Genomic DNA, 22920 nt, shown 5'->3' with positions numbered 1-22920 from the left:
TTGCGACGCCCCGGCGCCCGCGCGGGGCATGCGATGCCAATGCGCGACGGCCGCGCGTGCGTGTTCGATGGCCGCGGCCCGGCGGGCTGGCTAGAATGCGCTCCGGAGCGGCCGCCGCATTCGCGCGGCGCACAGCAGGAGCGAAGCGTGGATTTCAGCCTTACCGAAGAGCAGTTGATGATCCAGGACGTGGCCCGGCGCATCGCGAAGGAGAAGATCGCGCCCAGCGCCGAGGGCTTCGACCGCAGCGGCGAGTTCCCGCTGGAGAACATGCGCCTGCTCGGCGAGAACGGCCTGATGGGCATCGAAGTGCCGACCGAATACGGCGGCGCGGGCATGGACCCGGTGGCCTACGTGCTGGCGATGATCGAGATCGCCGCGGCCGATGCCGCGCACTCCACCATCATGTCGGTCAACAACTCGCTGTTCTGCAACGGCATCCTGACCCACGGCACCGAGGCGCAGAAGCAGCAGTACGTGCGCGCGATCGCCGAGGGCCGCGAGATCGGCGCCTTCGCCCTGACCGAGCCGCAGTCCGGCTCCGACGCCACCGCCATGCGCTGCCGCGCCGCGAAGCAGGCCGACGGCAGCTACGTGATCAACGGCAAGAAGAGCTGGATCACCTCCGGCCCGGTGGCGAAGTACTTCGTGCTGTTCGCCATGACCGACCCGGAAAAGGGCGCGCGCGGCATCACCGCGTTCATGGTCGACGGCGACCGCGCCGGTTTCCACCGCGGCAAGACCGAGCCCAAGCTCGGCATCCGCGCCTCGGCCACCTGCGAGATCGAATTCCAGGACTACGTGGCCAGCGCCGACGACGTGCTCGGCGAGGAAGGCCAGGGGTTCAAGATCGCCATGGGCGTGCTCGACGCCGGCCGCATCGGCATCGCCTCGCAGGCGATCGGCATTGGCCGCGCCGCCTACGAGGCGACGCTGGAATACGTGAAGGAGCGCAAGGCGTTCGGCCAGCCCATCGGCGCGTTCCAGATGACCCAGGCCAAGATCGCGGACATGAAGTGCAAGCTCGATGCGTCGCTGCTGCTCACGCTGCGCGCGGCATGGCTGAAGGGGCAGGGCAAGCGCTTCACCACGGAGGCTGCCGTGGCCAAGCTCACCGCCTCCGAGGCCGCGATGTGGATCGCCCATCAGGCCGTGCAGATCCACGGTGGCATGGGCTACTCCAAGGAAATGCCCATCGAGCGCTATTTCCGCGACGCCAAGATCACCGAAATCTACGAAGGCACCAGCGAGATCCAGCGGCTGGTCATCGCCAGGCAGGAAACCGGGCTGCGCTGACGCACCCCTGCAGGCACAACTCCCTGGCCCGCGCCTGCGCGGGCCTCATTGCATCCGGATGACGACATGAGTAACGCACGCAAGAAGGCTCCCGCCCCCGACACCAACGCGAAGCAGGACGCGCCGCGCGCACCCGCCAGCGGCGAACGCCGCGCCGGCGCACGCGACGCAAGGCTCCTTGACCCGGTGCTGGCCGCGCTGCGCAAGCGCGTGGGCAAGGCCGCCGGCGATGACGCCAGCGCGTTCGCGGCGGCGTTCTACCAGCGCATGGGCGAGGACGAGATCGCCATGCATGAGGCCGATGGCTGGGCGGCGCTGGCCGCCGACTTCCTCGGCTTCCTCGGCAAGCGCAAGCCGGGCGTCGCGAGCGTCCGCCTGTTCAACCCGACCCTGGCCAGCCACGGCTGGGAAACGCAGCACACCGTGCTGCAGATCGCCAATGACGACATGCCGTTCCTGGTCGATTCGGTGACCATGGCGCTGGCCGAACTCGGCGTCGGCGTGCACGTGCTCGGACACCCCGTGGTGAAGCTCGGGCGCGACCGCGCCGGCAAGCTGCAGGGCGTGGGCGAGGGCGCGCCGGAGTCCCTGATCCACATGGAGATCGACCGCCAGGCACCGGACGGCTGCGCGCGTATCGAGGCGGCCCTGCGCGGCGTGCTCGAGGATGTCCGCAGCATCGTCGACGACTGGGCCGCGATGCGCACGCGCATGGAACTGGTGGCCGACGGCCTTGCCGACGCGCCGCTGCCGGTGTCCGACGAGGAACGCGCCGAGATCCGCGCCTTCCTGCGTTGGGCAGCGGACAACCACTTCACATTCTTCGGCTACCGCGAGTACGAAGTCGTGCGCAAGGGCCGCGACGACGTGCTGCAGGCGATCGACGGCACCGGCCTGGGCCTGCTGCGCGGACGTGACGTCGGCAAGCCGCGCCTGCTGAGCACGGTCGGCGCGCAGCGCTCGGAGCGCACCGTCGAGCCGCTGATCCTCACCAAGACCAATGCCCGCTCCACGATCCACCGCCCCGGCTACATGGATTACATCGGCGTGCTCGGCTTCGACGGCAAGAGCGGCAAGGCCACGACCGAGAAGCGCTTCCTCGGCCTGTACACCTCCAGCGCCTACAACCGCCGCCCCTGGGACATCCCGATCGTGCGCCAGCGCCACGAGCAGGTGATGGGTGCCTCGGGCCTGGCCGATACCGGCCACAGCGGCAAGGCGCTCAAGCACATCCTCGAGAGCCTGCCGCGCGACGAGCTGTTCCAGGCTTCGAGCGGCGAACTGCAGCGGGTCGCCAGCGGCATCCTCGGCCTGCAGGAGCGCGTGCGCAGCCGCCTGTTCCTGCGCCGCGACCACTACGGCCGTTTCTATTCCGTGCTCGCCTACGTGCCGCGCGACCGCTACAACACCGAGGTGCGCCTGCGCGTGGAGGCGTTGCTGAAGGACGCGCTGGGCGCCGACCATGTCGACGCCAACGTGACCCTCGGCGAGTCGCCGCTGGCGCAGCTGCACATGCTGGTGCGCCCGCGCACCGGCGAGGCGGTCGACGTGGACGAGGCCGCGCTGCAGGACGGGCTGGCCGCGATCGTGCGCAACTGGCAGGACGACCTGCGCGAGACGCTGATCGGCGCAAAGGGCGAGGCGCGTGGCCTCGCGCTGGCGTCCGGCTGGGGGCGCGCGCTTCCGGTGCAGTACATCGAACGTGCGACGCCCGAGGGCGCCGCTGCCGATGTCGTGCATCTCGACGCGCTGGCCGGCCCGGACGACCTGCGCCTGAGCCTGCAGCGCGCCATGCGCGCGCAGCCAGGCGAGGGCCCGCTGCGCCTCAAGCTCTACCGTGCCGACCATGACGTGCCGCTGTCGGACGTGCTGCCGATGATGGAGAACATGGGGCTGCGCGTGATTGCCGAGCATCCGCACCGCCTCGAAGGGCGGCCGGTTGGCGCGGACGCGCCGCGCGTGGCCTGGATCCAGGACTTCGAGGTCGAGGTCGTCGGTGGCGCCGAGCCCGATGCGGCGAAGTTCGAGGAGGCGTTCGTCAGCATCTGGCGCGGCGATGCCGAGAACGACGGCTTCAACCGCCTGGTCGCGGTGGCCGGGCTGGAGTGGCGCCAAGTGGCCGTGCTGCGCGGTTACTGCAAATACCTGCTGCAGGTCGGCGTGCCGTTCTCGCAGAGCTACGTCGAGGCGACGCTGGTGCGTTACCCGGCGCTGGCACGCCTGCTGGTGGCGCTGTTCGAGGCGCGCTTCGACCCCGCCGCCGACAAGGGCAGGGCGGCCGCGATGGACGCCGCGCGCGCCTCGATCCGCGACATGCTCGAGGACGTGGCCAGCCTCGACGAGGACCGCATCCTGCGCAGCTACGTCGGCGTGATCGACGCCACCCTGCGCACCAGCTACTACCAGCTGGGCGCCGACGGCGCGGCGAAGGACTACATGGCCTTCAAGTTCGACTCCGCCGCCGTGCCGGACCTGCCCAAGCCGCGCCCCTACCGCGAGATCTTCGTCTACGGCCCGCACGTCGAGGGCACCCACCTGCGCTTTGGCCCGGTGGCGCGCGGCGGCCTGCGCTGGTCCGACCGCCGCGAGGATTTCCGTACCGAGGTGCTGGGCCTGGTGAAGGCGCAGATGGTGAAGAACACGGTGATCGTGCCGGTCGGTTCCAAGGGCGGCTTCATCGTCAAGCGCCCGCCCGTGGGCGGCGACCGCGACGCGATGCAGGCGGAAGGCATCGCCTGCTACCGCCGCTTCATCAGCGGCCTGCTCGACGTCACCGACAACCTCACCGTGGACGGCAAGGTGATCCCGCCGGCGAACGTGGTGCGCCACGACGATCCCGATCCCTACATGGTGGTGGCCGCCGACAAGGGCACCGCGACCTTCTCCGACATCGCCAACGGCATCTCCCGCGACTACGGCTACTGGCTCGACGACGCGTTCGCGTCCGGCGGCTCGGTGGGCTATGACCACAAGGGCATGGGCATCACGGCGCGCGGTGCATGGGAGTCGGTCAAGCGCCACTTCCGCGCGCTCGGGCATGACAGCCAGAAGCAGGACTTCACCGTGGCCGGCATCGGCGACATGTCCGGCGACGTGTTCGGCAACGGCATGCTGCTGTCGAAGCACATCCGCCTGGTCGCGGCGATGGACCACCGCCACATCTTCATCGACCCGAACCCGGATTCGGCAAGCTCGTTCAAGGAGCGCCAGCGCCTGTTCAAGGTGCCGCGCTCGAGCTGGGACGATTACGACAAGGGCCTCATCAGCCAGGGCGGCGGCGTGTTCGCGCGCAGCCTGAAGTCGATCCCGGTCTCGCCGGAAATGCGCGCCGCGCTGGGCCTGGACGCGGCCGTCACCGCGATGACCCCGAACGAGCTGATGGCGGCGGTGCTGAAGGCGCCGGTCGACCTGCTCTGGAACGGCGGCATCGGCACCTACGTCAAGGGCGCCGCGGAGACCCACGCCGACGTCGGCGACCGTGCCAACAACGCCATCCGCGTCAATGGCGGCGAGCTGCGCTGCCGCGTGGTGGGCGAGGGCGGCAACCTGGGCATGACCCAGCGCGGCCGCATCGAGGCCGCGCTGGCCGGCGTGCTGCTCAACACCGACTTCATCGACAACTCCGCCGGCGTGGACACCTCCGACCACGAGGTGAACATCAAGATCCTGCTCAACGCGCAGGTGCAGGCCGGCAAGCTCAAGCTCGCCGACCGCAACAGCCTGCTCAAGGCGATGACCGATGAGGTCGCCGGCCTCGTGCTGCACGACAACTACCGCCAGAACCAGGCGCTGAGCCTGATGGAGCGGATGAGCGTGCCGCGCCTGGGCTCCAAGCAGCACTTCATCCGCACCCTGGAATCGCAGGGCCTGCTCGATCGCCAGATCGAGTTCCTGCCCAGCGATGCGGAGATCGCCGAGCGCAAGGCGCGCAACCAGGGCTTCACCCGCCCGGAGCTCGCCATCCTGCTCTCGTACTCCAAGCTGGTGGCCTTCGAGCAGTTGCTCAATTCCGACATCCCCGAAGACCCGTACCTCTCGCGTGAGCTGCAGCGCTACTTCCCGCAGCCCTTGCAGGCCAAGTACGCCAAGGCGATGGAGCAGCACCGCCTGAAGCGCGAGATCATCGCCACCGCGGTCACCAACTCCACCATCAACCGCATGGGCGCGACCTTCCTGCTGCGCATGCAGGAGGACAGCGGGCGCACGCCGGCCGAGGTCGCCAAGGCGTTCACCGTGACGCGCGAGACGCTGGAAGCCCGCACGCTGTGGGCGCAGATCGACGCGCTCGACGGCAAGGTCGCCGAATCGGTGCAGATCGACGCCCTGCAGGTGATCTGGTCGCTGCAGCGCTCGTTCACGCGTTGGCTGCTGGCACGGCCGGGCGCGCTGCCCACCATCACCAGCGCGGTCGAGCGCTACCACGACGGCTTCCAGGCCATCCGCGCCGGCGAGGACATCCTCACCGCCGCGCAGCGCCCGGCCTACGAGCAGTCGCTGGCTGACTGGCGCGCCAAGGGCGTGCCGGCCGAGCTCGGCGGCCAGCTGGCGGCGCTGCCGTACCTGGAGGCGAGCCCGGACATCATCGAGCTTTCGCGCGAGCGCAAGCGCAAGCCGGCCGAGGTCGCACGCGTGCACTTCCGCCTCGCCGATGCGCTCAACCTGCCGTGGCTGGTCGCGCAGATCGATGCGCTGGCCGTGGATGGGCGCTGGCATGCGGTCGCGCACGGCGCCCTGCGCGACGAACTCGCCGCGCAGCACCGCGCGCTGGTGGGCCAGGTGCTGTCGATGCCGGCCCGTGATGCCGATGCCAAGGTCGCGCATTGGCTCGCGCGCGACGACGCGGCGTTGAAGTTCACCCTCGCCATGCTCGCCGAGCTGGCGGCGCAGAAGACGCTGGACTATCCGACGGCGTCGGTGGCGGTGCGCCGGCTCGCGCAGCTGGCCAGCGCCGGCTGAGGGCCGGGCGTTTCCCCCTCCCCCGCGATGCGGGGGAGGGCCGCGTTGCAGGGCGGGCCTGCGGGTATGCTGGCGACATGACCGGATCGCCCCGCATCGCCTTCCTCGCCAGCCAGACGGCCGACGCCCAGCAGGCACTGGCGCAGCTCACCTCCCGCCATGGCCAGCAGCGACCCGAGGACGCGGACATCATCTGTGCGCTCGGCGGCGATGGATTCATGCTGCAGACGCTGCATCGCCACGGCGCGCTGGGCAAGCCGGTGTACGGGCTGAAGCTTGGCAGCGTCGGCTTCTTGATGAACCACCATCATGGCAACGAGGGGGTCGTGCCCGACCTGATGGTGCGGCTGCAGGCCGCGGAGCCGGCCGTGCTGCGCCCGCTGGAAATGGTGGCGTCCACCGAATCCGGGGTGAGCGTCGGTTCGCTCGCCTACAACGAGGTGTCGCTGCTGCGCCAGACGCGCCAGGCGGCGCACGTGGCCATCGAGCTCAACGGCCAGGTGCGCCTGGACGAGCTGGTCTGCGACGGCGTGATGGTCGCCACGCCCGCCGGCAGCACCGCCTACAACTATTCCGCGCACGGGCCGATCCTGCCGCTGGGCTCGAGCGTGGTGGCGCTCACGCCGATCGCGCCGTTCCGGCCGCGGCGCTGGCGCGGCGCGTTGCTGAAGGCCGACACCCTGGTGCGCTTCCGCGTACTTGATCCCTACAAGCGCCCGGTCAGCGCCACGGCGGACTCGCACGAGGTGCGCGACGTGGTCGAGGTGACCATCCAGGAGTCGCACGAGCGCACGGTGACCCTGCTGTTCGATCCGGAGCACAACCTCGAAGAACGCATCCTCAGCGAGCAGTTCGAGGCCTGATCGCGCCAACGCGTGCAGGCCGCGGCGCGTGGTCTCGCGTCCTGCGACGGCGCTCGCGCATACTGGCGGCATGCCATCCACCGTGCTCCCGCCGCTCACCGTCGCCATTTCCTCCCGCGCCCTGTTCGACCTCGAGGACAGCCATGCGCTGTTCGAGCGTGACGGCATCGAGGCCTACGCCGAGCACCAGCGCGCCAACGAGGACGACATCCTCGAGCCGGGCATCGCGTTCCCGCTGGTGCGCAAGCTGCTGGGGCTCAACGAGGGCGCCGCGCCCGATGCCCCGCGGGTCGAGGTGATCCTGCTGTCGCGCAACTCCGCCGACACCGGGCTGCGCATCTTCAACGCCATCCAGCACCACGGCCTGGCCATCTCGCGCGCCACGTTCACCTCCGGCGAGCCGACCTGGCCCTACATCCGTCCGTTCGGCGCGCAGCTGTTCCTGTCGGCCAATCCCGATTCGGTGCGCGCGGCGCTGGAAAACGGCGTGGCCGCGGCCACCATCCTGCCGGCCAAGGCGCCGGCGCACCGCCACGACCAGTTGCGCATCGCGTTCGACGGCGACGCGGTGATCTTCGGCGACGAAGGCGAGCGGGTGTCGCGCGAAGGCGGCATCGAGGCCTTCCACAAGCACGAGCGCGAGCGCGCCCGCGAGGCGCTGTCGGGCGGTCCGTTCCGCGGCTTCCTCGATGCGCTGCACCACCTGCAGGCGGCCTATCCGCCGGGCGAGGCCTCGCCGATCCGTACGGCGCTGGTCACAGCGCGTTCTGCGCCCGCGCACGAGCGCGTGATCCGCACGCTGCGCGAGTGGGGCGTGCGCCTGGACGAGGCGCTGTTCCTGGGCGGCCGCGCCAAGGGTCCGTTCCTGGATGTGTTCGGCGCGGACATCTTCTTCGACGATTCGCAGCACAACATCGAGTCGGCGCGCCAGCACGTCACCACCGGGCACGTGCCGCACGGCGTCTCCAACGCCTGACGCTTCACCCATTTCCGGCGCAGCTCACTCCGCGAGGCGGATATCCGACAGCTTCCACTGCAGCCCCTGCCGGGTCAGCACGAACACGACCTCGTCGCCGCCGGCGTGGGCCACGGTGGCGGTGAAGCGCGACGGCGACTCGAAGCGGTGGCGCGGATCGGGCAGCGGCTCCGACTGCCCCGTGGTGTCGCGGCGCGACGGCGGCGCGATGCCGCTGGCACGGTTCCAGCTCTTGCGGCCTTCCATCAGCGCGCCCAGTCCGGCCGGCGTGACCATGGCATCGACCAGTCCGCCGGCGAGTCCGGTGGCGATGCGCAGCCCGAACGCACCGAACGGATCGGCCTGCACGCCTGCGCCGGCCTCGCGGACGATGCGGTCCTGCAGCTGCAGCTTCAGGCTGGCGCGCAGCGCGGGGAAATCGACCTGGCGCGCCAGCGCGCCTGCGTCTTCGGTCTTCACCGCGTCGCGGATCGCGGCCAGCGTGCGGTATGGCCCGCTGGCCACCCAGGCCAGCAACGCCGCAAGCAGCAGGCAGGCGAGGATGATCCATCGGCTGTTGGTCTTTGCCATCATCAGAACTCCAGGTCCAGGGCTGCGCACAGGTAGTCGACGAACGGGGCCAGCGCCTGCACGTCCCTGGCCAGCACCGAGCGCAGGCGGGGGCCGGTCATGGTGGCGTCGTCGATCGCGCGCGAGGCCACGAAGTTCCTGTGGCGCAGGTCGTCGAGGAACGGGAAATCCTCGGGAAACCCGCGTGGCGGGCGCACCAGCATGTCGTCCTCCTCCAGCGCGAAGCGGCGCTTGAACGCCGGTGCGTGCGCGGCCGTCTTCCAGCTGCCCGGGTTGTCGACGATGAACTGGCGGATGCGTCGCAGGGTCGGGGTTTCCGGATGCCACAGGCCGGCACCGATGAAACTGTTGCCCGGCTGCAGGTGCAGGTAGAACGAGGGTGCCGCGGTCTCGCGGCTGCGCGCGTGGAACAGGCGCGCGCCCTGCCAGCCCTTGTACGGTGACTTGTCGTTGGCGAAGCGCGTGTCGCGCTGGATGCGGAACAGCGAGCCGCCGACCGCGCGCGGCTCGGCCCGGTAGTGCGGGCTGACGGCCAGCAGGTCGGGCTGCAGGTCCACCAGCAGGCGGCGGAACGGTTCGCGCACCTCGGCCTCGTAGACATGCTTGTTGGCGTGGAACCAGGTGCGCTCGTTGTGGCGCGCCAGGTTGCGCAGGAAGCGCAGGCTCTTGTCGCTGAAATAGGTGGCCATCGTCGGTCCTCAGGCGGTGGGCAGGGTGGCGACGATCCCGCGGCCCCACGCCTCGAGCTGGTCGAGCAGGCCCAGGTCGCGGGCGTTGCCGGCGCGCTCGGCGCGCAGGCGCGCGATCTCGGCTTCGAACTGCGCCAGGTTGACCTCGCCGAGCCCGGCGTCGTCGAACAGGCGACGGCGCCGGTAGTCGTCCCAGCGCGCGCGCTCGCCGTCGTCCAGCATCTCCGGCCAGTTGCGGGCGCGGTAGCGGAACAGTAGTTCCGCCAGGCGCGGGTCCTGGAAGCCGAAATCGCGGGTGCCGAGGGCTGCCGGAGGCGTGGCGCGCACGTCGCCGCAGCGGCGCCTGTCGCCATCGCCCATGAACCCGTCGTAGATCGCGGCGTCGACGTCGGACGGCGCGCGCGCCTGGTCGCGGGCATAGACCTGGCGGACCTTCTCGGAAATCGCCGGGCCGTGGGCGCGGATGCGCGCCGCGCGCGCCTCGACCGTCGCCGGGTCGATGGCCAGGCGCGCGAAGTCGGCGGAGCGCAGGTGGTCCCACTGCACCAGCGCCGGGCAGCGGTTGAGGTGCACCTCTTTCAGCGGCACGCGCGTGGTGCCTTCGGGCAGGTCGGCGGCGCGCACATACAGGCGCTCGGCGATGGTGTCGGCGTCGAGGTCGAGCAGGGCGTCCGGTTCGGCGTCCAGGTCGAACACGATCACCCGGCTGTCGATCCGCGGGTGGCGCGCGAGTGGCAGCACCGCCGCGGCGCACAGCCGCGTTGCCGGATAGCGCTGCGACACGTGCAGCACAGGCGTCATCGCAACGGTGTCCAGGAGCGTCGCCGCGTGGCGCTTGTCGCGCAGGCGCAGCGCGTAGTCCCACAAGCGTGGCTGCGCGGCGCGGAACAGGCGTGCGATGCCGATCAGCGCGCGCACGTCCGACAGCGCCTCATGGGCGTCGCCGACGCGCACGTCGTTGGCGGCCGCCAGATGCTCGAGGCGGAAGGACGTGGCGCCGTCCTCGCGCGCCGGCCAGTGCAGGCCGTCAGGGCGCAGTGCATGCCACAGGCGCATGACGTCCAGCAGGTCCCAGCGCGAATTGCCGCCACGCCACTCGCGTTCATAGGGATCGTGGAAGTTGCGGTAGAGGCCGCAGCGGATGAACTCGTCGTCGAAGCGCAGCGAGTTGTAGCCCAGCGTGCAGGTGCCCGGCCGCGCCATCTCGTCCATGATCCGCGAGAAGGCTTCGGCTTCGGGCAGCCCTGTGCGCAGCGCGTGCTGCGGCGTGATGCCGGTGACGAGCGTCGCCCCGGGTGACGGCAACAGGTCGTCGGCCGGGCGCACCATGATGTCGATCGGCTCGTCGATCTGCTCCAGCGCCTGGTCGGTGCGGATGGCGGCGAATTGCGCGATGCGCGTGCGCCCGGGATCGGTGCCGAAGGTCTCCAGGTCGTAGAACAGGAAGCTGGCCGCCATCAGGCCGCATCCTCCAGCGGCTCCAGCTGCCCGAGCACGGCGGCATCCGCCGCGGCCCAGTCGATGCCGTCGAGCGAGGCATGTCCGCGCGTGGCGCTCTCGAGGATGCCGCGCTGGATCTCGCTGCGCGCCAGCGCCAGCGAGTACGGGATGCGCATGAACGTCACCATGGCGTAGTGCGGGATGAAGCGCTGCGGATGGCGCGCCTGCAGCGCCAGTTCCAGCTGGCGCTGCAGCAGGAAGCCGGGATCGTCGACCAGGTCCCGCATCTCGATGTAGTTGTCCAGCGCCATGCGCTGGATCGCCGTGGCATCCGGCTTGCGGCCAGCCTCGAACGTGGCGTACGCCGTGGCGAGGTCGCTCTCGGCATCGAGCGCCTGCGCCAGCGCCACGCAGTCCTCGAACGCGCAGTTCATGCCCTGGCCGTGGAACGGCACCATGGCGTGCGCGGCGTCGCCGATCAGCACCGCGTCGCCGCCGAGGTGCCAGCGGTCGAGATAGAGCGTGCCCAGCGTGCCGACCGGGTTCGCCTCGAAGTCGTGTTCCAGCGCCGGGATCAGTGGCAGCGTGTCGGCGAAGTCACGCGCGAACAGCGCGCGCGCATCCGCGGCCGTGTTCACGCTGTCGAAGTCAGGGTCGCCGCTGCCGTCGGCGTGCAGGGCCATGAACAGTGTCACCGTGAACGTGCGTTCGTCATTGGGCAGGGCGATGCACATGTAGCGACCGCGCGGCCAGATGTGCAGGGCGTTGGGCTCGATGCGGAAACCGCCGTCGGCGGCCGGCGGGATTTCCAGCTCCTTGTAGCCGTGCCCGAGCCAGTCGGTGCGCTCGCCCAGCGGCTTGCGTGCGTCCATCAGGCCGCGCAGGGTGGAGCCGGCGCCGTCGCAGCCGATGAGCGTGTGGAACGTGTGCCGGTGCCCGGCCAGGTCGCCGCGATACGTGGCCACGCGCGCGTCGAAATCCACGCTGTCCAGGCGGCGGTCGAAGTGAAGCACGGCACCGGCGGCTTCGGCGGCATCGATCAGCGTGATATTCAGCTCGCCGCGGCTCACCGACCAGATCACCTCGCTGTCGTCGCGGCCATACCGCTGCAGCTGCGGTTCACCCTCGAGCGGGTGGACCATGCGCCCGCGCATCATCACCGCCTGGCGCAGCACCGCGCCATCCGCGTCGGCGGCGCGCAGCGCGTGCAGGCCGCGTTCGGCCAGCGCCAGGTTGATCGAGCGCCCACCCGCGAAGCCGTGCACGCGCGGGTCGCCGCGGCGCTCGAACACGTCCACCTGCCAGCCGCGCTGGGCGAGCAGGGTGGCCATCAGCGCGCCGGCAAGGCCGGCGCCGATGATCGTGGCGTGCCTGGCCTCGCTCACGCCGTCGCCTCCCGCCATTCCACCACCTCGCGCACGAAGCGCAGCACGTCGGCGTGGGTGTTGTACATCGGCGCCGGGGAGACGCGGATCACGTCCGGCTCGCGCCAGTCGCCCACCACGCCGTTCGCCGACAGGTGCCCGAACAGCGACCGGCCCGCGTCGCGCCCCTGCATGCCGCGACCCTGCAGGACACGCAGCGACAGCTGCGCCCCACGGCGCTCGGGTTCGCGCGGGGTGGCGATGCACAGCGTATCGGCGAGCTGCGCGTCGATCAGCGCTTCCAGGTAGCCGGTAAGCGCTTCCGACTTCGCGCGCAGCGCCTCCATGCCCGCGCGGTCGAACAGCTCGAGCGAGCCGCGCAGCGGCGCCAGGCCGAGGATCGGCGGGTTGCTGAGTTGCCAGCCGTCGGCCCCGGGCGTGGGCTTGAACTCGGGCGCCATGCGGAAGCGCGAGGCTTCCTCGTGGCCCCACCAGCCGGCGAATCGCGGGCGGTCGGTGTTCGCGTGGCGCGCATGCACGAAGCAACCGGCGACCGCGCCAGGGCCGGCGTTGAGGTATTTGTAGTGGCACCAGACCGCGAAGTCGGCGCCGCTGTCGTGCAGCTGCAGCGGCAGGTTGCCTGCGGCATGCGCGAGGTCGAAGCCAACCACCGCGCCGGCGGCGTGGCCGAGGCGCGTGATCGCGGCAAGGTCGAAGGCCTGGCCACTGCGGTACTGCACGCCCGGCCACAGGACGAGTGCGAGTCGCGGGCCGTGTTCGGCGATGGCGCGCTCGATCGCGGCCATCGAGAAGCGGCCTTCGGGCTCGTCCGGCGCCAGTTCGATCAGGTCGCGCGCCGGGTCGAAGCCATGGAAGCGCAGTTGCGATTCGAGCGCGTAACGATCCGATGGAAACGCCCCGGCCTCCATCAGGATCGCCGCACGTTCGCGCGTGGGCCGGTAGAAGCTCACCAGCATCAGGTGCAGGTTGGCGGTCAGCGAGTTCATCGCCACCACCTCGCCGGACTCGGCGCCGACCACGCGCGCCAGGCCGTCGCGCACCAGCGCGTGGTACGGCATCCACTGCGTGGTGCCGGTGAAATGCGCCTCCACCGCCTCGGCGGCCCACTTGTCGAGCACGTCCAGCACGTGGCCCCGCGCCGCCTTCGGCTGCAGGCCCAGTGAATTTCCGCAGAAGTACGCCTGCTCGCGTCCTTCGTGGCGCGGAATCATGAACTCGTCGCGCAGCGCCCGCAGCGGGTCGGCATCGTCCAGCGCGAGGGCGTGGTCGTCGGTGTACAGGTCCGTCATGGATAAAGAGCCTTTCTTGTGGCCAAGATGCGTTTCACGCAAACCTGGACGCGGGCAAGCCGAGCCATTCGAGCGCGGTGCCGCTGAAGAGGCGCGCCTTGCCGGCGGCGTCCAGGTCGAGGGCGTCGATGCCCGCGCCCGGCACCTGCTCGCCGAGCGGGAAGGGATAGTCGGTGCCCAGCATCACGCGGTCCACGCCGCAGGTGTCGAGCAGGTACTGCAGCGCGCGGCTGTCGGCGACCCAGGAATCGAAGTACAGGCGCGACAGGTACTCGCGCGGGTTGCGCGGATTGTCGGTGGCGACGAGATCGGGACGCATGTTGAAGCCATGCTCGATGCGGCCGATGGTGTACGGGAAGCTGCCGCCGCCGTGCGCCATGCAGATCTTCAGCTTGGGCAGCCGCTCCAGCACGCCGCCGAACACCAGCGAGCAGGCCGCACGCGACTGTTCGGCCGGCATGCCCACCAGCCACGGCAGCCAGTACTTCGGCATGGTGTCGGTGCCCATCATGTCCCAGGGGTGCACGAGGATCGCCGCGCCCAGGTCGGCCGCGGCCTCGAAGAACGGGAACAGTTCCGGCGCGTCCAGGTTCCAGTGGGTACCGTCGGCGAGCTGGATGTGCGAGCCGATCTGCACGCCCTGCAGGCCGAGCTGGTCCATGCAGCGCTCGAGCTCCTGCACCGCCAGCCGCGGCGACTGCAGCGGCACCGTGCCGATGCCGGCGTAGTGGCGCGGGTGTGCGCGGCAGGTCGCGGCCATGTGGTCGTTGAGCGCCATGTGCAGTTCCAGCGCCTGGTTGGGCTTCGCCCAGTAGCTGAACATCATCGGCACGGTGCTGATGACCTGCACCTGCACGCCGAAGCGCGCGTAGTCGTCGATGCGCTCCTGCGCGTCCCAGGTCTTCGACCAGATCTCGCGGAAGAAGCGCCCGTCCTTGTAGATGCGGTGGCGGCCGTCATCGGTGTGGTGCAGCACGGGGAAGCGCTCGTCGCCGTACTTGCGCGCGAGGTCCGGCCAGTCGCGCGGCAGATAGTGGGCGTGGATGTCGATCTTCAGCATCGCGGCCGCCTCACGTGATGTCGGCCTGCGAATCCGCCTGCATCTCGTAGCGCGTGGGCCGCGGGTTGAGGTGCCCGCAGGCCTTGCAGGTGCGCAGCGCCTCGCTGCGGTAGAAGGTCTCGAACACGCGGAAGAAGTCCTGCTCGATGTCCTGGAGGTGGAAGTACTCCTCGTACACCTTCTCGTTGCAGGCGTCGCAGAACCACATCAGCGCGTCGTCCTCGTGCGCCAGGCGCCGGCGTTCGATCACCAGGCCGATCGAGCCTTCCGCCCGCTGCGGCGAGTGCGGCACGCGCGGCGGCAGGAGGAACGTCTCGCCGGCGCGGATCGGGATGTCGCGGACGTTCCCGTCCTCCTGGATGCGCAGCACCATCTCGCCTTCCAGCTGGTGGAACCACTCCGGGCCTTCCTCGAAGTGGTAGTCGGTGCGCGCGTTCGGCCCGCCGACCACCATCACGATGAAGTCGCCGTCGTAGATGCACTTGTTGCCCACCGGGGGCTTGAGCAGGTGGCGGTGGTCCTCGATCCACTGCTGGAAGTTGAGCGGGGCGGGAATCATGACGAGCCTCCCTGGATGACGGCGATGCACTTGAGTTCGATCGCGATCGGCGTCGGCAGCGCGGTGATGCCGAGCGTGGTGCGGCAGGGCGCGGTGGCCGGGTCCGGGAAGTGTTCGGCCCAGACCGCGTTGTAGGCCTTGAAGTCGCGCGCCATGTCGGTGAGGTAGACGGTCACGTCCGCCAGGTCTTCCCAACGGGCGCCGCTTGCTTCCAGCACGGCGCGCACGTTGGCGAACACCGCGCGCGCCTGTTCCGCGATGTCGTAGCCGCGCACGCGGCCGTCGGCAAAATAGTCGTTGCCGGGGATGTCGTCGCTGGCCGGGTCGCGCGGACCGATGCCGGACAGGAACAGCAGCCCGCCGACACGCCGCGCATGCGGGTAGGCGCCAACCGGCTTCGGCGCGGCGTCGGTACGGACGACATGGCCGTCCACGTCAGCGGTCCTCGCGGTCGTCGCGAATGCGTTCGACCGCCGGTTCGTACTGTTCCGGCAGCGCCGCAGGCGAGTTGATCGACAGCCCCAGGTCGTGCACGCGGCCGTTGCGCAGCGAGTAGACCCAGGCGTGCAGCGCGAGCTTCTGGCCGCGTGCCCAAGCCTCGCGGACCACGGTTGTTTCGGCAACATTGATCATCTGCTCGAGTGCGTTGAGTTCGCACAGGCGGTCGTGGCGGATGGCGTGGTCGTCGAGGTCCTCGATGATGGCGCGGTGCTTGTGCTTGACGTCCTTGACGTGGCGGATCCAGTTGTCGGCCAGCCCCACCCGCTGGCCGTCGAGCGCCGCGCCGACGCCGGCGCAGCCGTAGTGGCCGACCACCAGGATGTGCTCCACCTCGAGCACGTCGATGGCGTACTGGATGACCGACAGGCAGTTGAGGTCCGTGTGCACCACCACGTTGGCCACGTTTCGGTGCACGAACACTTCGCCCGGCGCCATGTCGATGATCTGGTTGGCCGGCACGCGCGAGTCCGAGCAGCCGATCCACAGGTACCTGGGCTTCTGGATCTTCGACAGGCGGGTGAAGAAACCGGGGTCTTCGGCTTCGACGCGTTCGGCCCAGATGCGGTTGCGTTCAAGGAGGTCGTGCATTCGGTGCATGGTGATTCCGTGGTGCTGTGTCGTATGTCGGGTCAGCGCGCGATGCAGACGTTGCGCGCCTCGGTGAAGAAACGCATGGCGTCGTCGCCGCCCTCGCGGCCCAGGCCGGACTGGCCCATGCCGCCGAACGGCGTGCGCAGGTCGCGCATCAGCCAGGTGTTGATCCAGACGATGCCGCAGCGGAGCTCGGCGCCGAAGCGGTGCGCGCGCGGGAGGTCGCGCGTCCAGACCGAGGCAGCAAGTCCGTAGTCGCCGGCATTGGCCAGCGACAGGGCTTCGTCGTCGCTGTCAAACGGTTGCAGCGTCGCGACGGGGCCGAAGATCTCCTCGCGGTTGCTGGCGCAGTCGGGGCCGAGGCCCTCGATCAGCGTCGGTGCCACGAACCAGCCGGGCCGGTCGAGCGCGCCGCCGCCGCAGAGCACGTGGCCGCCTTCGTCGCGGGCGCGGCCGATCGCCGCCACCACCTTGTCGAAGTGCGCCTGCGAGACCAGCGGGCCGAACCGCGCATCACTGTCCATCGGGTCGCCGACGCGCAGCGCGAGCGCATGTCCGACCAACGCATCGCGAAACGCCGCGTAGATCGGGCGCTCCACCAGAATGCGCGAACCGCACAGGCAGATCTGCCCGCTGTTCTGGAACACCGAACGCAGGATGGTGTCGAGCTGGTCCTGCCAGTCGCTGTCGGCGAACACCAGCGTCGGGTTCTTGCCGCCGAGCTCCAGCGAGACCTTCTTCAGCAGCGGCGCGGCGATCCCGGCGATGCGCCGGCCGACCGCGGTGCTGCCGGTGAACGACACCGCCTTGACGTCCGGGTGGCCGACGATGGCTTCGCCGACGTCCGGCCCCAGCCCGTGCACGACGTTGAGCACGCCGGCCGGGAAGCCGATCTCCGCCGCCAGTTCGCCGAGCATGGTCGCCGTGGCGGGCGTGACCTCGGAGGGCTTGGCGACCACGGTGTTGCCCGCGGCCAGCGCCGGCGCGATCTTCCAGGTGAAGAGGTACAGCGGCAGGTTCCACGGCGAGATCGTTCCGACCACGCCGAGCGGCTGGCGCAGCGTGTAGTTGAGCCCGGCTTCGCCGTGGTGCGATTGGCTGCCGAACTGCGTGGCGGCGTGGGCGAAGAAGCGCAGGTTGGACACCGCGCGCGGGATCTCGGCATCGCGGGCCAGCGCATACGGCTTGCCGCCGTCCCGCGCTTCTGCGTGGGCGAAATCGTCCAGCCGCGCCTCCAGCGCGTCGGCCAGGCGCTCGAGCCAGCGCGAGCGCTCGCTGTTGCGCAGTGCCGACCAGGCCGGGAACGCGGCGCTGGCCGCGGTTACGGCGGCCGCGACATCAGCCGCGCCGCCATCCGCGACCTCGGCGTAGGCCTGGGCGGTCGCCGGATCGAAGACCTCGCGCCAACCGCCGTTGCCGGCCTCGCGCGTGGCGCCGTTGATGACGTGTCCGAAGCGTCGCATCCGCCAAGCTTACCCGGCGACAGGTCGATCGTCAGTGTTGGCCGTGCCGACGCGCTTGCGCTGCGGCACGGCGGATCTCCGCAGCTTTCGGCATGGTCTCAGATGGAGGCCATGCGCCCGCCATCCACGGCCAGGCTGACGCCGTTGACGTAGGCCGCGGCCGGCGAGCACAGGAATGCGATCACGCCGCCGGTCTCGTCCGCTGTGGCGAAGCGGCGGGCCGGGATGGCGCCCTCCATGTCGCGGCGGATGTCGTCCTCGCTGCGGTTTTCGTTCCTGGCGCGGTCGCTGATGATCTGGCGGATGCGCCCCGTCTCGGTGAAGCCGGGCAGCACGTTGTTGACGGTGATGCCCTCGGGTGCAAGTTCGCGCGACAGGGTCTTGGCCCAGGAGGCGACGGCGCCGCGCGTGGTGTTGGACACGCCCAGGCCTGCGATCGGCTCGCGTACCGAGGTCGAGACCACGTTGACGATGCGGCCCCAGCGCGCTTCGCGCATGCCCGGCAGCACCGCCTGCATCAGCACCTGGTTGGCAAGCACGTGGCGGCGGAATGCGTCCTCGAACGCCGCCAGCTGCGCGTCGGCCAGCGCGCCGCCCGGCGGGCCGCCGGTGTTGTTGACGAGGATGTGCACGGGGCGCCTGGCGACCACCGAGGCCACGGCGACGCGCAGGCCTTCAGTGTCGGCGCTGTCGGCCACCACCAGGTCGTGCTGGCGGCCGTCGCCGCTGGCCAGGCCGGCCATCACTTCGCGCAGCACGTCCTCGCGGCGGGACAGCACGGTGACGCTGGCGCCAAGCGCGGCGAGTTCAACCGCGGTGGCGCGGCCGATCCCTTCAGACGCGCCGCAGACCAGTGCGTGGCGGCCGTTGAGGTTCAGGTCCATGGCGGTGGCTCCTCGTGAGTGGGGGTGGGGCGGTGGCTCAGGCGCGGCCGCCGCCGAGCTTCTGCACCATGCGCGGATGCAGCGACTCGTCGCTGTCGCCCTGCGGCGGCTCGAGGGCGTCCAGCATGAAGCCGCGTTCGGCGGCATCGTCGGCATCCAGGCCATCGAAGGCGACGAACTCGGCGTCCATCAGCATCGCGCGCGCGGTGTCCTCGCTGTCGTAGACGAGCGTGTTGCCGTCGCTGTCGAAGACTTCCGCGGTGCCGGCGGCGCGCACGCGCAGGCGCGCCCAGACCACGGTGTGGCCGAGCGTCGCCAGCCACCATTCCTGGTGGGTGTAGCCGTGGCCGCCGGCGTCGTGTTCCATGCTGTCCTCGCTCATGACAGCGCCACCGACCACAGCCACAACAGGGCTGCCGCAACGAGGCTGCCGATCAGGGTCATCAGCGATACCCGCGCCGGGGTGGCCAGGCCGCTGAAGCGGTGGTCGCCGGCTTCGCGGTAGCCGCCGTTCAGCAGCCACCACAGCACCTTCGGATTCAGGAACGCGCCTTCGCCGAGGCGCTCGCGCAGCCCCGGGTGGCGGTCGCGCAGGTGCACCAGCGACAGCGGCCAGAAGATGATGAACGCGGACACCGCGGCGATCGCCACGCCCACGCTGCACAGGGCCAGGAACAGGAGCATGCCTCAGTACTCCGCGTGGCCGGGCGCGCGCGGGTAGGGGATCGCGTCGCGGATGTTGGACAGGCCGCAGACGTAGACGATCAGGCGCTCGAAGCCGAGCCCGAAGCCGGCATGCGGCACCGTGCCGTAGCGGCGGAAATCGCGGTACCAGTCGTAGTGGTCGCGGTCGAGTCCAAACTGGTCCATGCGCGCGTCCAGCACGTCCAGGCGCTCCTCGCGCTGCGAGCCGCCGATGATCTCGCCGATGCCGGGCGCCAGCACGTCCATGGCGGCCACGGTCTTGCCGTCGTCGTTGAGGCGCATGTAGAACGCCTTGATGTGCTCCGGGTAGTTGGTCACCACGACCGGGCGGCCGACGTGCTGCTCGGTCAGCCAGCGCTCGTGCTCGGTCTGCAGGTCCAGGCCCCATTCGACCGGGAAGTCGAACTTGTGTCCCGACGCCTGCAGCAGCTTGATGGCATCGCCGTACTCGATGCGCTCGAACGGCGCGTTGATGAAGCCCTCAAGCCGCGTGATGGCGTCCTTCTGCACGCGCTCGGCGATGAAGGCCATGTCGTCGCTGCGCTCGTCGAGCACCGCGCGGAACAGGTACTTCAGGAACTCCTCGGCGATGCGCGCGGTTTCAGAGAGGTCGGCGAACGCGATCTCCGGCTCGATCATCCAGAACTCGGCCAGGTGCCGCGTGGTGTTGGAGTTCTCGGCACGGAATGTCGGGCCGAAGGTGTACACCTTGCTCAGCGCCAGGCAGAAGGCCTCGACGTTGAGCTGGCCGGACACGGTGAGGAAGGTCTCCTTGCCGAAGAAGTCGCGGCCGAAGTCGACCGCGCCGCCCGCATCACGCGGCAGGTTGGCCATGTCGAGCGTGGACACGCGGAACATCTGCCCCGCGCCCTCGGCATCCGACGTGGTCACGATCGGGGTGTTGACCCAGAAGTAGCCCTGCTCGTGGAAATAGCGGTGCACCGCCTGCGCCAGGCAGTGGCGGATGCGGGTGACCGCGCCGAACAGGTTGGTGCGCGGGCGCAGGTGCGCGACCTCGCGCAGGAACTCCAGCGAGTGCGCCTTGGGCTGGATCGGATAGGTCTCGGGATCTTCCACCCAGCCGACCACTTCAATGTCCTTCGCCTGGATTTCGAAGCTCTGGCCCTGGCCCTGGGATGCGACCAGCGTGCCGCGGGCGATGACCGAGCAACCCGCGGACAGGCGCTTCACCTCATCCTCGTAGTTGGGCAGCGTGCTGGGCGCCACCACCTGGATCGGCGCGAAGCACGAGCCGTCGCTGACGTTGACGAAGGACAGCCCGGCCTTGGAGTCGCGGCGGGTGCGTACCCAGCCGCGGACCGTGACTTCACCACCGGCGGGAATGCCGCCTGCGAGCGCGTGCTCGACGCTGACCACCGTCATGCCTTGAATCCTTGGGGGATGGACCGAGATAGGACGGGCAGTTTACCGGACCCGCGCCACGCAACGGAGTAGAATCAACATCATGGCCATCATCCTCGCTCCCGCCGCCCTGGAAAGGGTGAAAGAATTCCTCGCCAGCGCGCCAGATGCGCTCGGCGTGCGATTCGGCGTGCACCGCACCGGCTGTTCCGGCTGGGGTTACGCCGTTGACCTTGCCCGCGACGCGCGCGAGGGCGACACCGTGTTCGAGCAGGACGGCGTGCGCATCTACGTCACCGCCGACAGCCTCGAGCTCGTGGACGGCACCGAGATGGACTTCACCAAGAACGGCTTGAACGAGCAGTTCGTGTTCCGCAACCCGAACGTCGCCGCCGAGTGCGGCTGCGGTGAGAGTTTCACCACCGACGCCGACAAGGCCGCCTGACGCCGTCACGCGGTTAGACTCCGGGGCCATTCCCGCTTCTCCGGACCCGCCATGTCGCGCGTGCTGATGCTGTTGCTGCTGTCCGTCGCATTGACCACCGTGGCGGTCGCGGCCGACGCCCCGGCTTCCCCATCGGCGAAAGCCGGCACTGCATCCGCCGAGCTCCACCGCTTCTTCGACGAAGAGTGGGAGCGCGGCCTGCGCGAATCCCCGGAAACGGCCAGCTATCGCGGCGATGCCCGCTACAACGACCGCTGGAGCGACATCTCGCTGGCGGCGATCGCAGCGCACCAGGCGGCCGACCGCGATGCGCTGGCGCGCCTGCGCGCCATCGACCGTGCAGCACTGCCGGCGCAGGACCAGCTCAGCTACGACGTCATGGCCTGGCAGCTGGAGAAGGCCGTCGAGCGCCAGCAGTACCGCGAGTACCAGCGCGCCGTCAGCCAGCGCGGCGGCGTGCAGACCGCCGAAGGCATCGCCGAGGTGCTGCCGTTCGCGACCGTCAAGGACTACCGCGACTGGCTGGCGCGCATGCGCGGCATCCCGGCGCAGGTCGACGCCACCATCGTGCTGCTGCGCGAAGGCATGGCCGCGGGCAACGTGCCGCCGCGCGTGCTGATGGAGCGCATCCCCGGGCAGATCGCCGCGCAGGTGGTGGCCGATCCGGGGCGGAGCCCCTTCTACCGCCCGTTCACCCGTTTCCGCGACGGTGTGCCGCAGGCGGAGCGGGCCGGCCTGGAGGCCGAGGCGCGCACGGTGGTGGCCAGCGACATCGTCCCCGCATACCGGCGCTTCGCCGAGTTCTTCGAAACCGAATACCTGCCCGCGACGCGCGAGACCATCGCCGCCGCCGACCTGCCCGGCGGCAGTGCCTACTACGACTTCCTGGCCCGCCAGTTCACCACCACCGAGCTCGGCGCCGAGGAGATCCACGCCATCGGCCTGCGCGAAGTGGCGCGCATCCGCGGCGAGATGGAGCGGGTCAAGGGCGAGGTCGGCTTCAAGGGTGACCTCGCGGCGTTCTTCGAGCACCTGCGCACCGACCCGGCGTACTTCCACGAAACCCCCGAGGCCCTGCTCGAGGCCTACCAGGCGATCTCCAAGCGCATCGACCCGGAGCTGGTGAAGATCGCGCGCACCATTCCGCGGCTCCCGTACGGCGTGCGCCCGATCCCCGACAACATCGCACCCGACACCACCACCGCCTATTACCAGCCCGGCGCCACCGACGGCAGCCGCGCCGGCTACTACTACGTCAACCTGTACCGGCCCGAGGTGCGCCCGACCTGGGAAATGATGGCCCTGTCGCTGCACGAAGCGGTGCCCGGCCACCACTTCCAGTTCGCGCGCGGGCTGGAACTGCCCGGCGTGCCCACCTTCCGCCGCGTCGGCTACTTCACCGCCTACGGCGAAGGCTGGGGCCTGTACGCCGAGCGCCTCGGCTACGACATGGGCCTCTACGACGATCCGCTCGACCGCATGGGCCAGCTGGCCTACGACATGTGGCGCGCGGTTCGGCTCGTGGTCGACACCGGCATGCACGCCAAGGGCTGGAGCCGGCAGCAGGCGATCGACTACTTCATGGACAATTCGCCCAAGACGCTGCAGGACGTCACCAACGAGATCGACCGCTACATCGGCTGGCCCGGCCAGGCGCTGGCCTACAAGATCGGCCAGCTGAAGATCTCCGAGCTGCGCGCCCGCGCCGAGGCCGCGCTGGGCCCCGCGTTCGACCTGCGCGACTTCAACGACGCCGTGCTGGTCACCGGCTCCGTGCCGCTGGAGACGCTGGAGCAGCACATCGACGCCTGGATCGCCGGGCAGCAGACTGCCAAGGGCGCAGTCGGGGGCTGAAATTCCCGCCACGGTCGCGCAGGCCCGCCTGA

Annotated in this window: 20 protein-coding genes; 6 read left to right on the top strand and 14 right to left on the bottom strand. The window is 70.1% G+C overall.

What is annotated here, in order from left to right; all coding sequences use genetic code 11:
- The first annotated feature begins 147 nt into the window (after positions 1–147).
- From IDM46_RS07180 to IDM46_RS07165, 4 genes are all read left to right on the top strand, one after another.
- A complete protein-coding gene (locus IDM46_RS07180) occupies positions 148–1296 on the top strand; it encodes an acyl-CoA dehydrogenase family protein (RefSeq protein WP_182821027.1) in 1149 nt (382 codons plus the stop codon).
- 66 nt (positions 1297–1362) lie between these two features.
- The gene (locus IDM46_RS07175; RefSeq protein ID WP_185115317.1) at positions 1363–6252 is read left to right on the top strand and encodes an NAD-glutamate dehydrogenase domain-containing protein; all 4890 of its coding nucleotides are present in this window, start codon (positions 1363–1365) and stop codon (positions 6250–6252) included.
- Between the two features lie 77 nt (positions 6253–6329).
- Entirely contained in the window at positions 6330–7115 is a 786-nt protein-coding gene (locus IDM46_RS07170) for an NAD kinase (protein ID WP_182821031.1), read from the top strand.
- A 70-nt stretch (positions 7116–7185) separates the two neighbouring features.
- Positions 7186–8091: a 5'-nucleotidase gene (locus IDM46_RS07165; RefSeq protein ID WP_182821032.1), complete on the top strand. Its 906-nt coding sequence runs from the start codon at positions 7186–7188 to the stop codon at positions 8089–8091.
- 24 nt (positions 8092–8115) lie between these two features.
- Here the strand turns inward: IDM46_RS07165 and IDM46_RS07160 are convergent, their stop codons facing one another.
- From IDM46_RS07160 to asnS, 14 genes are all read right to left on the bottom strand, one after another.
- On the bottom strand, positions 8116–8664 hold the full coding sequence (locus IDM46_RS07160; protein WP_223877925.1) for a DUF2939 domain-containing protein: 549 nt from the start codon (positions 8662–8664) through the stop codon (positions 8116–8118).
- Positions 8664–9350, bottom strand: a complete 687-nt coding sequence (locus IDM46_RS07155) for a DUF2461 domain-containing protein (RefSeq protein WP_185115315.1) — start codon at positions 9348–9350, stop codon at positions 8664–8666. Before IDM46_RS07155 ends, IDM46_RS07160 begins: the two co-directional genes overlap by 1 nt.
- 9 nt (positions 9351–9359) lie before the next feature.
- Positions 9360–10808, bottom strand: coding sequence for an exodeoxyribonuclease I (gene sbcB, locus IDM46_RS07150; protein WP_185115314.1), 1449 nt, complete (start codon positions 10806–10808; stop codon positions 9360–9362).
- The gene (locus IDM46_RS07145; protein ID WP_255504964.1) at positions 10808–12175 is read right to left on the bottom strand and encodes an NAD(P)/FAD-dependent oxidoreductase; all 1368 of its coding nucleotides are present in this window, start codon (positions 12173–12175) and stop codon (positions 10808–10810) included. Before IDM46_RS07145 ends, sbcB begins: the two co-directional genes overlap by 1 nt.
- Positions 12172–13464, bottom strand: a complete 1293-nt coding sequence (gene kynU, locus IDM46_RS07140) for a kynureninase (protein ID WP_185115312.1) — start codon at positions 13462–13464, stop codon at positions 12172–12174. Before kynU ends, IDM46_RS07145 begins: the two co-directional genes overlap by 4 nt.
- A gap of 34 nt (positions 13465–13498) precedes the next feature.
- Positions 13499–14524: an amidohydrolase family protein gene (locus IDM46_RS07135; protein WP_182821045.1), complete on the bottom strand. Its 1026-nt coding sequence runs from the start codon at positions 14522–14524 to the stop codon at positions 13499–13501.
- 10 nt (positions 14525–14534) lie between these two features.
- Positions 14535–15083 carry a 3-hydroxyanthranilate 3,4-dioxygenase gene (locus tag IDM46_RS07130; protein WP_185115311.1) on the bottom strand — a complete coding sequence of 183 codons (549 nt, stop codon included), beginning with the start codon at positions 15081–15083 and terminating at the stop codon, positions 14535–14537.
- Positions 15080–15517, bottom strand: coding sequence for a RidA family protein (locus IDM46_RS07125; protein WP_185115310.1), 438 nt, complete (start codon positions 15515–15517; stop codon positions 15080–15082). Before IDM46_RS07125 ends, IDM46_RS07130 begins: the two co-directional genes overlap by 4 nt.
- 1 nt (position 15518) lies before the next feature.
- Complete coding sequence (gene can, locus IDM46_RS07120) at positions 15519–16181, bottom strand: carbonate dehydratase (RefSeq protein WP_182821052.1); 663 nt, start codon at positions 16179–16181, stop codon at positions 15519–15521.
- 32 nt (positions 16182–16213) lie between these two features.
- Positions 16214–17638 (bottom strand): aldehyde dehydrogenase, encoded by a 1425-nt coding sequence (locus tag IDM46_RS07115; RefSeq protein WP_185115309.1) that lies wholly within the window; start codon positions 17636–17638, stop codon positions 16214–16216.
- Positions 17639–17736: 98 nt separating this feature from the next.
- Positions 17737–18522 (bottom strand): SDR family oxidoreductase, encoded by a 786-nt coding sequence (locus IDM46_RS07110; protein WP_185115308.1) that lies wholly within the window; start codon positions 18520–18522, stop codon positions 17737–17739.
- 37 nt (positions 18523–18559) lie between these two features.
- Complete coding sequence (locus IDM46_RS07105; RefSeq protein ID WP_182823685.1) at positions 18560–18889, bottom strand: hypothetical protein; 330 nt, start codon at positions 18887–18889, stop codon at positions 18560–18562.
- A gap of 11 nt (positions 18890–18900) precedes the next feature.
- Positions 18901–19206 (bottom strand): hypothetical protein, encoded by a 306-nt coding sequence (locus IDM46_RS07100; protein ID WP_182821058.1) that lies wholly within the window; start codon positions 19204–19206, stop codon positions 18901–18903.
- Positions 19207–19209: 3 nt separating this feature from the next.
- Positions 19210–20610 (bottom strand): asparagine--tRNA ligase, encoded by a 1401-nt coding sequence (asnS, locus tag IDM46_RS07095; RefSeq protein WP_182821060.1) that lies wholly within the window; start codon positions 20608–20610, stop codon positions 19210–19212.
- Between the two features lie 82 nt (positions 20611–20692).
- On the opposite strand from asnS, the gene IDM46_RS07090 reads away from it, so the two are divergent.
- Positions 20693–21034, top strand: coding sequence for an iron-sulfur cluster assembly accessory protein (locus IDM46_RS07090; RefSeq protein ID WP_185115307.1), 342 nt, complete (start codon positions 20693–20695; stop codon positions 21032–21034).
- Between the two features lie 51 nt (positions 21035–21085).
- Entirely contained in the window at positions 21086–22888 is a 1803-nt protein-coding gene (locus IDM46_RS07085; RefSeq protein ID WP_185115306.1) for a DUF885 domain-containing protein, read from the top strand.
- Positions 22889–22920: the final 32 nt, after the last annotated feature.

This window comes from Luteimonas sp. MC1825, from assembly GCF_014764385.1.
In the GTDB taxonomy this organism is placed as follows: Bacteria; Pseudomonadota; Gammaproteobacteria; order Xanthomonadales; family Xanthomonadaceae; genus Luteimonas.
Note: the sequence above shows the minus strand (reverse complement) of the source record. Positions and strands in the feature narration are given on the sequence as shown.